The organism is Acinetobacter sp. PC34, from assembly GCF_051789135.1.
Classification (GTDB): domain Bacteria; phylum Pseudomonadota; class Gammaproteobacteria; order Pseudomonadales; family Moraxellaceae; genus Acinetobacter; species Acinetobacter johnsonii.
On record NZ_CP196664.1, the window covers coordinates 100,423 to 114,255 of the forward strand.

Below are 13,833 nucleotides of genomic sequence, written 5' to 3' on the forward strand. Positions count from 1 at the left end.
GTAAAGCTGAAAAAGGTTTAAACGCTTTGCAAAATTTCAGCTGCCTGAGCCAAGGTTTGATCGGTCTTGGCAAAGCAAAAACGAATCATGCGCAAAGCCTCTGGTGCCTGCTGATAAAACACGGAAACAGGAATGCCAACAATGCCATGCTGCTCTGCCAGAAAGCGGCAAAATTCAACATCGTTTAAATCGGGACGAATGTGGCTGTAGTCGACATTTTGAAAGTAAGTGCCTTGCGAAGGCAGCCATTGAAAGCGTGAACCGGTTAAACCCTCAATAAAACGATCGCGTTTTGCTTGATAAAAGCCCGCTAAGTTTTGAATATGCTCAGGATGTTGCTGCATATAATTGGCTAACGCCAGTTGTACTGGGGTGACTCCGCAGAAGTTGGCAAACTGATAGACCTGACGGAACAGTTGCATCAGCGCAGGTGTAGCAACGCAGTAGCCGGTTTTCCAACCGGTCACATGAAAGGTTTTGCCAAAGGACCCCACCACTACACTACGCTCACGCAGTTCAGGAAAAGACAGCGCCGAATAGTGACGTTGACCATCAAATACCAGATGTTCATAGACTTCATCGGACAGGACTAAAATATTGGTGTCGCAAATCAGTTCAATCAGCATCAACCAATCTTGCTTACTCCAAATGGCACCACTTGGGTTATGTGGTGTGTTGATAATGATCAGTTTGGTTTTGGCAGTGATGGCTGATTTGACCTGCTCCCAATCGACCGAAAAATGTGGGGGGTGGAGCGCAATATGAATGGCTTTGCCCCCAACCAAAGCCACACTTGGCGCATAGCTGTCATAACTGGGGTCAAAAATGATGACTTCATCATCCGCATGGACTACGGCTTGAATGGTGGCAAAAAGGCCAATGGTTGCGCCCGGAGTGATGGTGATTTCAGTCATCGGGTCGAGCTGAATCTGATCGCGGTGTGCAAATTGCTGCGCCAGTTGCTCGCGTAATAACCAGACTCCATCGCCTGGAGCATACTGATTGAAACCACTTTGAGTGGCCTGTGCTAAAGCATCCAGCAGTTCAGCAGGAGCTTCGAAGTCTGGAAAACCTTGGGATAGATTTAGTGCATTTAAGCGCTGTGCCATGGCAGTCATAGTGCTGAAAATAGTGACGCCTTGTGCAGGCAGTTTAGATGAAGGCAACTGAATCATGAATGCTTAAAAGTGTCTAAATATCAGCCCAAAATAGCATATTCATCCCCTTTTACTTATGCAAATTTTGCATGTAGGGCAGGGGTGAAGCATGCATTTTTGTGGATTGCTTTTATAAGAGCTGTTCAACTGCCGCGCGAATAATCCCCAGTGCTAAGCCAATAAATGCACCGACTACGACGCCATTGACCCGAATCATATGCAAGTCGCCACCGACTTCATTTTCGATCTTGTCAATCATCACACTGGAGTCCCATTCGTGAATACGTTCACTGATAAAACGAATGACTTTTTCACTATATTGGTCACTGAGATTGACCGCAATGCCGCTGAGGCGTTGATTAAGCAAGTCTCTGACGGCTTGATTGGAGATGATGTTTTCCCCGATTTGTTGAATGGATACACGGATGTTGTGAGCAATACCAGAGTATGGTTTTTGCAAGTCTTGTTTAATGGCATCACATAAAATTACCACTGCACCGCTAATAAAATTCAGCACTTGTGGGCTATCTAGCAGGGCGTCTTTGGTCTGGTTTAAACGCTGACTGGCCCTACTGTCGCTGTCTGCCAGTTCGAGCATAAGCGCGTGTCCTATTGCTTCAATCTTTTGACGCCATGGATGCTCAGGATCGGCCAACATCGATTCGACTCGTTGAATGAGTGAGTCGATGGTTCTTTGCTGCACATCGATGCCAATCCAACTGGCCCCTTTGGCCAGTTTCCAAACCCCGAGTTCTTTGAACAAGGTTCGGGTCAACTCACGACTTTGTTCAGGATGTTGGGTCATCCAGTCATGTGCCAAGTCGAGTCCGCGTTGTAATACATCTTGATGGAAATCATTTTCCAGCACTGCACGCAGCATTTCACTGGCCAAATGATTGACCTGAGTGTTACGCACCCACTGCACGCTGTTACTTTGAATAAAGCGTCCGATTTGTTCTTGGCCCACAAACTCAAAGACTTTAGGCACAGTTTGTTGAATGACTTGGGTGACTTGCAGATTGTTTTGTGGGTTGGCAAGCCATTGGCCAACGGCCAAAGACAGGTCGGTGCTTTGCAGGCTTTTTTCCACCACTTGTGGAGAAAGAAAGTTCTCTTGTACAAAGCGGCCCATAGACTCTGCAATACGGTCTTTGTTACGAGGAATAATTTCGGTGTGATCGCGTAAAAACTTTGGAATCGGCATTTTTCCAAAGGGATTACGGAACAGCACAGTAATGGCATACCAGTCAGCCAAGCCACCGACCACACCTGCTTCTGCGGATAACATTAAAATATGAATGATCCAAACCTTGTCTGTGGGGACAAACTTGGCCACGACCATCAGCAGCAGCCATGTCACCACTGCCGTGATTAGGGCAATGGTGGCAAAACGTTTGCTGCGTTTCAGACTCGATGGGACGGCTTGAGGTTCATTCATAGGCAGGCTCTATGCTTTATTTACTGGTCGACGCGGGGCTGCCAGGTTCAGGCGGTGGGAGCACTTCACCAGTTGGGCTCAAACCGTATTTTCCACCCAGCGATTTTAAAATCAGCGTGGCATCAAAGGCATCGCTTGGTGCAGATTTTTGGTCTTTAAAGCATTGAATGCTGTATGACACTTGTACGGGGTCAATGTCGACTACACGTGGTACATCGTAGAACGGATCAGGCCAAAAGGCTGGATGGCGAGAATAATAACCATATGGGTAGTAAGGCATTGGGTTTGAATACACCACGGCCTGCCTTGGGGGTTGGTTTTGGTTGCTTGGGTCATTCAGCACTTTAAAGAAGCGATAACCATTTTGCACCGTAGTTTGCGCGGCTTTGACCAAGGTAATTTCTTCAGCCGTGCCATAGCTCATATTTGGACGCGCTTGGAAGCTGATGCGATAAGTCGAAGTGTTTAAAGGCGTATTACTAAACCGACCTAACTGGTCGAAGGTTAAGGGCTTTGAGGGGGTAGAGGCACAGCCTACTAAACTCAGACCCGTCGCCAGTGCACAGGCGATTAAAATTTTCTTCATGAGATAGACTCCTTAGCACAGAGGGAGAAGCCGAACAGTTAAAAATGGCTGTTGGGCTGAGTCAAAAAATCCAATTCTTCTTGGCTTGAGTTGCGGCCAAGGACTTGGTTCCGATGTGGATAGCGTCCAAAACGATCGATAATCTCTTTGTGACGCTGTTCAAAATCGAGGTTAATCGGATTGCCTAAGTCTTCGAATAATTTTAAAGCATATTGATGAATAAGTTTCGATTCACTATGCATAAAGGGCATATATAAAAAACTACGTGGGTGGCAGTGCTGCATCCAGTTTTAGCGTGATGGCTTCTTGTGCCAAAGCCAAGGCCAAAGCGTCCTGAGCAAAGACCAAAGAACTGTTGCGATACAGGTTTCTCGACAGTTGGTCGAGCACAATAATTTCAGCCAAACGCCCCTCAGCACTACTGCGCCAAGACCATAGCTCAGCATGCGCCGCTTGTTGATGAATTGTCTTAAATTTTTCTTCGATGAGTGCATCGAACGCATCATTTTGGCTAAACCACCAGCTTTGGTTTTTGGGATCGAACCAAAAATCTAAAATTTCTTGATAATTCATAAAGTTTACAATTCTTTAGCATTTATTCTTCAATACAATCACACTTTTGACATGTCTAATAGCGTAACTTTGTGATAAATATTTTCCGAAAAAATAGAACAGATGGTTTACTTGAAAATAGGACTGGGTGTAATGTGCCGAATTAAAATCACGTTATACTGATATAAACTGATGATTTTATTTTATTCGTCGTTGTAATTGTTTCTTCCAAAAAGTGAGATTGTAATGGGTCAACCCGCATCTAAATCTACAGCTGTGTTACCGACTTGGGTCAATTCATCACTTTTGCAAGGGATGTTACGCGGGATTGAGCGTGAAAGTCTGCGCATGCAAAGTGATGGTTTTTTATCACAAGCCGACCACCCTCAAGCTTTGGGTTCTGCGCTGACTCATCCACATATCACGACGGATTATTCGGAAGCTTTATTAGAATTTATTACACCGCCCCAGCCTAGCATTACCGAGGCGTTGCATTATTTAAAAGACATTCATAGCGTGGCGCATCGTCATTTGGAACATGGTGAAAAGCTCTGGCCGCTGTCGATGCCATGTATGTTGGATGACAATGACGATAAAATCCGTTTAGCCCAATATGGCAGCTCAAATATTGGGAAGTTCAAGACCTTGTACCGCCATGGTTTAGGGGTACGTTATGGTCGTCGTATGCAAACCATTTCAGGTTTACACTATAACTTATCTTTTCCTGATCAACTGTTTGAACAATTACAACAACACGAAACAGATGAGGCACTAAAAGCTTTATCTGCACAAGACTATCGTAGTCACCGCTATTTTGGTTTGATCCGCAACTTTATTCGCCTTACACCGTTGGTCATGTTCTTGGTCGGGGCAAGTCCATCGGTCTGCCAGTGTTTTATGACAGGGCGTGAACATCATCTGTTGCCATTGCTGCGCGGGACCTTGTATTTACCGTATGCAACTGCTTTGCGAATGGGACGTTTTGGTTATCAAAACTCAGCACAAAAGCAGCTCGGGATTCATTACAACAATATCGACGGTTATCTCGAAGGCCTACAAAAAGCAGTCAAAACGGCTTATGCGCCGTTTAGTCGCTTAGGCCTCAACGATGCGCAGGGCGAACCGATTCAAATTAATGATCATGTCCTACAAATTGAAAATGAGTACTACAGTTTGGTGCGGCCAAAGCAAGTGCCGCAAGCAGGGGAAACACCATCACAAGCGCTGAGCAATCGTGGTGTCGGTTATGTGGAACTACGTGCGGTGGATGTGAATCCGTATAGCCCAATTGGGATCAATGAAGATACCGCAGGTTTCTTAGAAGTGCTGGCGCTGTATTGCTTACTGCTGGATAGCCCAGATTTATTACCTGCAGAGCAAGATCAAATCGAGAAAAACCAAGCGGAAGTGGTCAATCGTGGTCGTGCACCGAATGCTGCAATTACTGTGGGTGAGCAATCGTTCCCAATTGAAGCATGGAGTCAGTCTCATTTAGAGGCGATGCAAGAACTGGTTGTGTTGTTAGATCAGTGCTATGGCACCACACTCTATAGCAAAGCGATGACAGTCATGCAACAGAGAGTCGCTGAAGTTGATGATACTTTGTCGGCGCAGATGATCGAAGATACTCTGGAAGCGGGTGGGACATGGGGCTTTGGTAGCCAAATGGCCGCACAACATGCATCGAGTTATGAGCGTCATCAGTTGAGTGCAGAGACATGGGCTTATTTTGACGATTTAGCTACGCAATCACTGCAACAACAACAGCAATTAGAGCAAGACAGTCAACTGAGTTTTGAACAGTATCTTGCACAATTTAGATAAAAAATTAAGAGGATTGACCATGCAATGGAGTTATCGCTTCGTGAGTGGTGTTTTGGTTTTAGCCAGTATCATCGGGATGGCCTTTGCCTTGTATTTAGAGCATGGCCCGCTACAGTTAAACCCATGTCCACTCTGTGTGTTCCAACGTGTGGGACTGATTGGACTGGGGATTATTTCGCTGATTGCCTTTTTGCATAACCCAGCATCGAATGGTTTTAAACGCTTTTATGCATTTTTAGGCAGCCTCTCGATCTTATGGTCGGCTGGTGTGGCAGCACGTCACGTTTGGTTACAGAGCTTACCGCCTGATCAAGTGCCGAGCTGTGGCCCAGGCTTGGATTATTGGTTAGACACGTTGCCGCTGCGTGCTGTGTTTGAGCAAGTCTTAACAGGTTCAGGTGAATGTGCACTGGTAGACTGGACTTTCTTGGGTCAGTCTTTACCTGTGTGGTCTTTGGTGTTTTTTGTGGCACTGGCGTTGATTAGTCTGTGGCAATTGTTGCGTAAATATCCAAGCCACGCGAAGAAAAAATAATAAAGATAAAAAAAGCCAACGTGATGTTGGCTTTTTTATGAGGTGAATGAGGGGGCCTAGGTGAGCGCAATGCCCTCTAAGTCATCCAACCCGATCATATATTCATGCACTTGACCATATTCCGTTTCAGTTGGATTTGGATAGAACCAATTGACGATTTGTTCGGCAACACTGGCATGGGTGTGTAGCTCAAAATGGTTTAAGCCATAGAAAATGGCTTTATGTGAATCGGGGACTTTCAGTTGAAAGCGTGGATTCATATGCTCGCCTAAGGCACTTTTCACACTGACCAAATAATCCCCAATCACATTGAGCGCACGATATTTTCGATGTTCAAACTCAATGGTACCTGCCACCAAGAAGGTATTGATATGGGAGGGCAATGGAGCAGGTTTACGGTTGTCATCAACATGACCAATACGCGCTTCATTATGTTCCCAGTCATCGTCCCGCACACTGCCATGACGTAAGTCTAAAATACCGTTGCTGCGAATGTTGACGATATGCCCAATAATTTTGACAAAAGGGAAACGTCCCAATTTGTCCTGCAAATGAAAGCCAAAACGTTCTAAAGCCGCACCATGATGCGGAGAACCAATACAGACCATGTTTTCCACCACATGAATCCAGCTTTGCATATTTTGTTTGCCGTAGAACAGCGCACTGCGCGAAACCAGTCCGCCCATACTGTGCCCAATCAGATCAATCGAGCTAATCCGTGGGTTGCGGTTGAGTAAATCTTGTAGTGAGTTGGCAAAGCTACGCCCATTGGCTGAAATACGACGACCCGTGTTGTAGTTGAGATATAGCATGGTATTTTGTGCACGTTGCGCCAGCAGTTTTTCCCCTATACCGCCATAACGCGCCGTGCTCCAGTACAAATGGTTCATGCATAGACCGTGGACCATAATCACCACGCGACCAGACAACTCGCCTTGCTGGATAGCACCGTAATGATCATAAAACACCATCGGTAGCGCCACAGGGTTGTGATATTTCAGTAAATAGTCGCCCAAAACGCCGTTGATTGCACCAACTAAATAATGCATGGTTGGGGTTAAGGGTTTGCGATGCAAATTTGGAAATTTTTCAATGATATGACGCAAACTTGGCGCCAATAAATAGCTACCGTAGTTTTGCAAGGTATTGAAGGAAAACTGGTAAATTTCTTCAATTGACCGTGTCGACAGAAACTTCTTGGAACTGGTTTCATTCATCCCAAATATACTGATTAAAATTTCTCGTTGAATGGCCTGAATTAAATCGTGGACGACATCGCCTAAGCGGGTTGTCACCAACTGAGCAATCCCTTCAAGCAGGTCGGCTTGGCTGGGAGGAGTACGATCCCATTTACAATAGGTCTCGTGCAGAGGCGTTAAACTTGGCATTTTTTCTACCCTTGTGTTTCTGTGTCCAAAGGGACTTTATTTTTTTCAACGATCACGGTATAAATTCTTAGCACTCTAGCTTATCTAATTCATCTCGAACAACTTTTACAATAGCGATGAATACACAGATGACCTTATTTTTTTGTCTGACAATTTTTATATCCATACAAAATAATACAGTCGGCTGATGCCACCTCTTTTGAGTTCAATAAAAATGATGTAGAAGAGTAAATGTACAGCATGAATATTATTTATTTACATGGCTTTCAAAGCAGTTCTTTATCGATTAAAGGTCAATTGCTGAAACGCTATTGCGAATCTCGTCCACACTGGAACGTGCATTTGCCAGACTTGAACATGCCGCCACATTTGGCCTTAGAAAAATTGGCCGCCTTGATTCAGGAGTTGGATCAGGTAGTGCTGGTGGGCAGTAGTTTAGGTGGATTTTATGCGACACAACTGGTCGCGAAGTTGGCAGTACCGGCTGTGCTGATCAATCCGGCTATGCAACCATGGCATTTGTTCCGAGATCTATTTGGTGCGACGCAACTGCCCTATAGAGTCAATGAACATTGGACGCTCGATGATGCGCAATTGGACTATTTAGAACAGATTGAACTGCCATTTGTGCAAGATGCAGACAAAATTTTAGTGTTATTGCAACAAGGCGATGAAGTTTTGGATTATCGTGAAGCACAGCGCTATTATAATGGCGCAGCGCTCGTGATCTCGGAAACGCAAGGCAATCATGCGATGGAAGATTTCGCAGACAAAATACCGATGGCATTACAGTTTTTATCGGACTGCTTAAAATAAGGAAACAGTACAACGTGTCTCAATATACGGCTCAATCGCTTGAAGTATTATCTGGTTTAGATCCGGTACGTCGTCGTCCCGGCATGTATACCGATACCACACGCCCAAACCATTTGGCGCAAGAGGTTATTGATAATGCAGTCGATGAGGCACTGGCCGGTCATGCCAACAAAATTACCGTCACCGTTTATAAAGATGGTTCACTCTCAGTCGAAGACAATGGTCGTGGCATGCCTGTCGATATTCACCCCGAATATGGTCAAAGCGGGATCGAGATCATCCTGACCAAGCTGCATGCAGGTGGTAAATTCAGTACCGACAACTACCAGTTTTCAGGTGGTTTGCATGGCGTAGGCATTTCCGTGGTGAATGCTTTATCTAGCCGAGTCGAAGTAGAAGTTCAGCGTCAAGGCAACCTCTACCAAATGGCCTTTGAGCACGGTGAACCGACTGCGCCCTTGGTGGTATTAGAAGGTAAAGCTCCGAAGCGTGCGACAGGAACCACCGTTCACTTTTGGCCTGAAGCTAAATATTTTGATTCACCGAAATTTGCCCTGAAAGCGCTGAAGCACAACTTAAAAGCCAAAGCTGTTTTGGCTGCCGGTTTGCAAATCAATTATGTCGACCAAATCAATGACGAAAAAATCGTTTGGCAGTTTGAAAATGGCCTCGTCGATTATTTGATGGATGAAATTGAGGATCGTGAGATTCTGCCTCATCCAGCCTTTGTGGCAACAGGAGATGCTGAGCGTGCCAGTGCTGAATTTGCCATTTGTTGGAATGTCGATGGCGGCGAATTGGTTCAAGAAAGTTATGTGAACTTGATTCCAACGGCACAGGGCGGCACCCATGTGAATGGTCTACGCTCAGGTGTGACCGATGCGATGCGTGAGTTTTGTGAACTGCGTAACTTGCTGCCACGCAATATGAAGCTGTCGGCTGAAGACGTTTGGGATGGCGTGAACTATATTTTATCGTTGAAGTTCCAAGAGCCACAGTTTTCAGGCCAAACCAAAGAGCGTTTATCCAGCCGTGAAGCATCGGGCATTGTTCAAAACATTGCCAAAGATGCTTTTGCACTGTGGTTGAACCAAAATTCCGATATTGCTATGCAGTTGGCGGAAATGGCGATCTCAAAAGCAGGTCGTCGTCTGAAAGCTGCGAAAAAGGTCGAACGTAAGAAAATTGTGGCAGGGCCAACTTTGCCCGGAAAACTGTCAGACTGCGTTGGGCATACCTTAGAAGAGTCTGAACTGTTCATTGTGGAAGGGGATTCTGCGGGTGGTTCAGCCAAGCAGGCGCGTGATAAAAACTTCCAAGCGATCATGCCTATCCGTGGAAAAATCTTAAATACGTGGGAAGTCTCTTCTGATGAAGTCTTGGCTTCGCAAGAAGTGCATAACATTGCCATTGCGATCGGGGTCGATCCGGGGTCGGATGATTTATCCGAATTACGTTATGGCAAGATCTGTATCTTGGCCGATGCTGACTCGGATGGTCTACACATTGCGACGCTGCTGTGTGCTTTGTTTGTGAAACATTTTCCGATCTTGGTTGAAGAGGGACATCTGTATGTGGCGATGCCACCGCTGTATCGAATTGATGATGCAAAAGATGTGCACTATGCCTTGGACGATGACGAGCTTGAAAGCATGTTGAAAAAATGCAAAACCAAGAACCCGCAAATTACTCGATTTAAAGGTTTGGGTGAAATGAATGCCAGCCAACTGCGTGAAACCACGCTGGATCCAAATACACGCCGTTTGGTGCAGTTAGACTTGGATGACAGTCATTTTACCGCAGGTTTATTGGACAAATTACTGGCAAAAAAACGCTCCAGTGACCGTAAAGAATGGTTAGAGCAGAAAGGTAACTTGGCCGAGTTAGTGGTTTAAGTGTAGATTGTAGGATAAGTTTATAAAATTGTAGGATAAACTTATAAAAAAGCTTATAATTTGAACAAGGAAGTTCAGGATGAGCTAGAAAATGAATAGCCCTGCGCGCAAAATTCAGAAATCTGCTGTTAAGAATATTGTTCGTTTTCCTTCAATAAAAGCGAATGATGGAAAGACAATTCTTGTTGAATCCATCTTAGAGTCGAAATATTGTCTTCATTTAGAATTTGACACTGAGGTAGAGACATATTTTCCGCAACCTCGAAAATTTGAAGTTTCTGATAATGATGGAGAATGTAATATCTATACACCTGATTTTGAAGTTATTTATACTTCTGGTGTTAGGAAATATGTAGAGGTCAAACCCTCTGAAAATGCTCAAACTGAACACTATCAATTTCTCTTTTCTCGATTTTCCAATTTCTTGCAAGGTACTAATACAGACTTCTTGATAGTGAGTGAAATTGAAATCTATCAGCAGCCATTACTATCAAACTATGAAAAGCTTTACCAATATAAAAAGCGCCCTTTATTAAAAATGAAGAATCTTCAGCAGTGCGCCGAAGATATTAATGATTCGATGCCATTAGCACAGTTAGTGCATAGACTTGGTGATCGAGCGCACTTGAGAGAAATATATTCATGGATTGCGCTAGGGTATTTGCGATTTGATATGCGCTCTGAGCCATTGAGTATGACAACAGAGGTGAAATTCGATGTCTGTTGAGTTATGGGAACAAGGTGTAATCATTGAGTTTAACAAGGGTATTCCTTGTCATCGTGCTATGGTTCGGTCTGTAGGAAAAGCAGAAGTCGTTTTAGTAGATATTGAGAATGGTGCCGTATCTAGATTGAGTCGAGAAGAACTAGGTACAGTTTACGCTTCAGGAGGTATCAAATTTCTTGCGGAATCGCGAGATTTTGGGGATCTTAAGTTTATTGATCTTTCAGAAGCTGAACAGCGTGAAACCAATAGAAAATATAAATATATCAAAAGGCTTAAAGAAAATGGTATTAGTAAAATCACTGAGAAAAGTGCCAGAAATACGATAGAGGAAGTCGCTTTAGAATTAGGTGAGAAAGCACCACATTGGCAATCAGTAAGAAGTTGGTATGCTAGTTTTGTCGAGGCAGGTCTAAAGATACAAGGTCTTTATCCTAAGCATCGATTTAAAGGGCATAGAAATCCTAAGATTGATGCTAAGGTTGTTGAAATTATTGAATATTGTGCAAAGCGATATTATACACTCAGCCAGTCATCAATGGCTTCAGTGGTTCGTAATGTTGAAGCTAAAATTATGTCACACAATTTAGATCATCCTGATGAACCACTTCAGAAACCAACATATCATACTGTTCAGAACCGTGTATTAAGTGGGCTTTACCAAACTAAGAGAAAAGGGCGATACGGTGCTCGAGTTTTGCAGGCGGAGCTAGCTAAAGCATTAAGTGGGATAACTACTACTAGAGTCTTAGAGCGTGTTGAGCTTGATCATACAGAGTTGGATATTCATGTTCTACATGATGACTATAAGACTTTACTTGGCCGACCTAATATCACTGCTTTGATAGATCATTATTCTGGAATGTTACTTGGATTCCAAATTTCTTTTGAAGCACCTTCATATGCCTCAGTTTGTTTGGCTTGTTTGAATGCATTCTTACCGAAAAATGACTTTATGAACGAGTTGAAATTGGACGGTTCTTGGCCTGCTCATGGAATTCCTTCGACGCTTGTAACAGACAATGGGAATGAGTTTTGGGGTAAGAAATTTATTGCAGTTGCGGATGAAATAGGGACAGTTTTTCAGTATTGTCCGATTCGTAAAGGTAACTATAAAAGTCGTATTGAACGTTTTTTCGGTATAGTCAATGCACTAGTGCTTGACGATTTGCCTGGTGTGGTTAGAAAAATTGGTAAATCTGGTGATGGCTATGACGCAAGGCAAGAAGCTGCGCTCACATTTTCAGAGTTTAAACGCTATTTCTTGAAGTGGGTGACAGAAGAGTATCACCATACACCTCTAGAAGACTCAGATTTAACACCTTATGAAATTTGGGCTAGCTCGGAGGAGTGCTTTCCGGTGCCAGTAGAAGATAAAATGGAGTTGACTACTATTTTACTGGCTACTGCCACACGTACGCTGAATAAAAGTGGTATCGAAATTTTTTCGATGAACTATGACTCAAGTCTTCTTAAAGATTTATATAGAAGAGATGGGCCTGGGGAAGTAATTGTAAAATACAATCCTTTTGATATTGGTTATATCTTGGTGCTAGATAAGATTAATAAGGTCTATTTAAAAGTAGATTGCCTGAAATATTCTTATGCTTCCAATCTTTCTGAGTTTGAACATAATAAGATTCGAGCTGCTGCAAGAGCTGCTCGACAATCAAAATTTGATAATCTGAATCTCCAAAAGGCTAAAATTCAACTTGCTAAAGAGCGTGAAGAATATCATGCAAGAAATGTTCGAAGAAGTAAGCAAGTAACAACATCTAAAGCCGCAAGATCGGATAAAACAGGTGTCCCTAATATCAGCCTTGTGGTGGACAATTCACATCGTACGATGAAAGTTGATTTTGAAGATGATGGGGATAATCTCAGCTTAAATGGATGGAGTATGGGCTAATGAAAACTACTTTCGAGGATCGTCCATTCATTAAAAGTCCATTTCTTACAAAGATGGTGAACTTATTTGATTCTTTGCGCAATAAAAAGAAAAAATATGGTGTTGCTTCTTGCATGTTGGTAACTGGAGAATCTGGAAGTGGGAAATCTGAGTTAGCAAAATATTATGCAAAGAATAATCCGAAAATAGAGCAAGTGGAGCGGACACATATCCCTGTTTTACACTACGAATTAAGATCTGTTTCTACACCAGAAGAATTCCTAAGATCGTTGTTGGTCACTATTGGCGACCCACAGTGCGGACGAGGTGCGAGAAACAAAGGTGAACTTTATGAGCGATTGATTACGTTGCTTAAGGTGGTTGGCATAGAGTTGCTGATCCTTGATGAAATTCAGGTGATCATTGAACGTCGTAGTGCAAAGGTTGTTACAGGAATTGCAGATTTATTTAAAGACCTAATCAATGATACAGAGATACCGATTATTTTTATGGGAATGCCTTGGAGTAGATATCTCGTTGAATCAAATCAGCAATTAGCACGTCGAATATCATACCGCTACACCATTCCACCCTTTAGGATTAGCAGTAACGAAGAGCGTGATGATTACAGAAGACTCTTGATGTGCCTATCTGAGGCATATGGGCTTTCTAAAAAGATTAAACTAGAAGAAATTACAATGTCGCTAAGGTGTTTTAGTGCAACGAGTGGAAATCTAGCAGCTACGGCTAATCTTGTTCGAGATGCTAAGATGATGTCTGAAATGGAAGACATGAAAGTAGATACGGATTTGTTTGCCGAGGTTCTTAGCAGCTATGGTATTGATGAGCGAAATAATGCTTTTTTACTGCCGATTGACAAGTTAGTGTTGAGAGAACTCATCGTTCATTCAGACTGGCATTTTGGGTATAGGGCAAATAAAAATGCGATCATCGATGCTGAATATGTTGAGTTCGGCGTATCAAAAGGCAATAAAGTGTTTTGTTTGGCAGGGTAAATGATAATTTATTT

11 protein-coding genes and 1 pseudogene are annotated in these 13,833 nt (G+C 43.4%); 7 read left to right on the forward strand and 5 right to left on the reverse strand.

Annotation, left to right across the window (positions count from 1 at the left end):
- Positions 1-17 precede the first annotated feature (17 nt).
- From ACSC9N_RS00475 to ACSC9N_RS00490, 4 genes and pseudogenes are all read right to left on the reverse strand, one after another.
- The gene (locus ACSC9N_RS00475) at positions 18-1,175 is read right to left on the reverse strand and encodes a methionine aminotransferase (RefSeq protein ID WP_279663624.1); all 1,158 of its coding nucleotides are present in this window, start codon (positions 1,173-1,175) and stop codon (positions 18-20) included.
- A 112-nt stretch (positions 1,176-1,287) separates the two neighbouring features.
- Positions 1,288-2,595, reverse strand: a complete 1,308-nt coding sequence (locus tag ACSC9N_RS00480) for a DUF445 domain-containing protein (RefSeq protein ID WP_439036096.1) — start codon at positions 2,593-2,595, stop codon at positions 1,288-1,290.
- 16 nt (positions 2,596-2,611) lie between these two features.
- The gene (locus ACSC9N_RS00485; protein ID WP_279691142.1) at positions 2,612-3,181 is read right to left on the reverse strand and encodes a CC0125/CC1285 family lipoprotein; all 570 of its coding nucleotides are present in this window, start codon (positions 3,179-3,181) and stop codon (positions 2,612-2,614) included.
- Between the two features lie 38 nt (positions 3,182-3,219).
- Positions 3,220-3,754 (reverse strand): annotated as a pseudogene (locus ACSC9N_RS00490) (DUF924 family protein).
- 225 nt (positions 3,755-3,979) lie between these two features.
- Here ACSC9N_RS00490 and gshA point away from each other — a divergent pair.
- On the forward strand, positions 3,980-5,557 hold the full coding sequence (gene gshA, locus ACSC9N_RS00495; RefSeq protein WP_004691780.1) for a glutamate--cysteine ligase: 1,578 nt from the start codon (positions 3,980-3,982) through the stop codon (positions 5,555-5,557).
- Between the two features lie 19 nt (positions 5,558-5,576).
- Positions 5,577-6,092: a disulfide bond formation protein B gene (locus tag ACSC9N_RS00500; RefSeq protein ID WP_058870537.1), complete on the forward strand. Its 516-nt coding sequence runs from the start codon at positions 5,577-5,579 to the stop codon at positions 6,090-6,092.
- 56 nt (positions 6,093-6,148) lie between these two features.
- Here ACSC9N_RS00500 and ACSC9N_RS00505 read toward each other — a convergent pair whose 3' ends face one another.
- Positions 6,149-7,480 (reverse strand): PGAP1-like alpha/beta domain-containing protein, encoded by a 1,332-nt coding sequence (locus ACSC9N_RS00505; RefSeq protein ID WP_078388291.1) that lies wholly within the window; start codon positions 7,478-7,480, stop codon positions 6,149-6,151.
- Positions 7,481-7,720: 240 nt separating this feature from the next.
- On the opposite strand from ACSC9N_RS00505, the gene ACSC9N_RS00510 reads away from it, so the two are divergent.
- The 5 genes from ACSC9N_RS00510 (at position 7,721) to ACSC9N_RS00530 (ending at position 13,819) form a co-directional block, all read left to right on the forward strand.
- Positions 7,721-8,296: a YqiA/YcfP family alpha/beta fold hydrolase gene (locus ACSC9N_RS00510; protein ID WP_201706918.1), complete on the forward strand. Its 576-nt coding sequence runs from the start codon at positions 7,721-7,723 to the stop codon at positions 8,294-8,296.
- A gap of 14 nt (positions 8,297-8,310) precedes the next feature.
- The gene (parE, locus tag ACSC9N_RS00515; protein WP_004978337.1) at positions 8,311-10,191 is read left to right on the forward strand and encodes a DNA topoisomerase IV subunit B; all 1,881 of its coding nucleotides are present in this window, start codon (positions 8,311-8,313) and stop codon (positions 10,189-10,191) included.
- A 91-nt stretch (positions 10,192-10,282) separates the two neighbouring features.
- The gene (locus tag ACSC9N_RS00520; protein ID WP_061524353.1) at positions 10,283-10,918 is read left to right on the forward strand and encodes a TnsA endonuclease N-terminal domain-containing protein; all 636 of its coding nucleotides are present in this window, start codon (positions 10,283-10,285) and stop codon (positions 10,916-10,918) included.
- A complete protein-coding gene (locus ACSC9N_RS00525; RefSeq protein ID WP_395474988.1) occupies positions 10,908-12,824 on the forward strand; it encodes a Mu transposase C-terminal domain-containing protein in 1,917 nt (638 codons plus the stop codon). The genes ACSC9N_RS00520 and ACSC9N_RS00525 overlap by 11 nt, the downstream gene beginning before the upstream one ends.
- Positions 12,824-13,819, forward strand: coding sequence for a TniB family NTP-binding protein (locus tag ACSC9N_RS00530; protein WP_255031929.1), 996 nt, complete (start codon positions 12,824-12,826; stop codon positions 13,817-13,819). Before ACSC9N_RS00525 ends, ACSC9N_RS00530 begins: the two co-directional genes overlap by 1 nt.
- Positions 13,820-13,833 lie beyond the last annotated feature (14 nt).

Bases quoted from the DNA above. Each gene is read 5' to 3' on its own strand.
- ACSC9N_RS00475 (WP_279663624.1), bottom strand. From the start codon at position 1,175: ATGATTCAGTTGCCTTCATCTAAACTGCCTGCACAAGGCGTCACTATT.
- ACSC9N_RS00480 (WP_439036096.1), bottom strand. From the start codon at position 2,595: ATGAATGAACCTCAAGCCGTCCCATCGAGTCTGAAACGCAGCAAACGT.
- ACSC9N_RS00485 (WP_279691142.1), bottom strand. From the start codon at position 3,181: ATGAAGAAAATTTTAATCGCCTGTGCACTGGCGACGGGTCTGAGTTTA.
- gshA (WP_004691780.1), top strand. From the start codon at position 3,980: ATGGGTCAACCCGCATCTAAATCTACAGCTGTGTTACCGACTTGGGTC.
- ACSC9N_RS00500 (WP_058870537.1), top strand. From the start codon at position 5,577: ATGCAATGGAGTTATCGCTTCGTGAGTGGTGTTTTGGTTTTAGCCAGT.
- ACSC9N_RS00505 (WP_078388291.1), bottom strand. From the start codon at position 7,480: ATGCCAAGTTTAACGCCTCTGCACGAGACCTATTGTAAATGGGATCGT.
- ACSC9N_RS00510 (WP_201706918.1), top strand. From the start codon at position 7,721: ATGAATATTATTTATTTACATGGCTTTCAAAGCAGTTCTTTATCGATT.
- ACSC9N_RS00520 (WP_061524353.1), top strand. From the start codon at position 10,283: ATGAATAGCCCTGCGCGCAAAATTCAGAAATCTGCTGTTAAGAATATT.
- ACSC9N_RS00525 (WP_395474988.1), top strand. From the start codon at position 10,908: ATGTCTGTTGAGTTATGGGAACAAGGTGTAATCATTGAGTTTAACAAG.
- ACSC9N_RS00530 (WP_255031929.1), top strand. From the start codon at position 12,824: ATGAAAACTACTTTCGAGGATCGTCCATTCATTAAAAGTCCATTTCTT.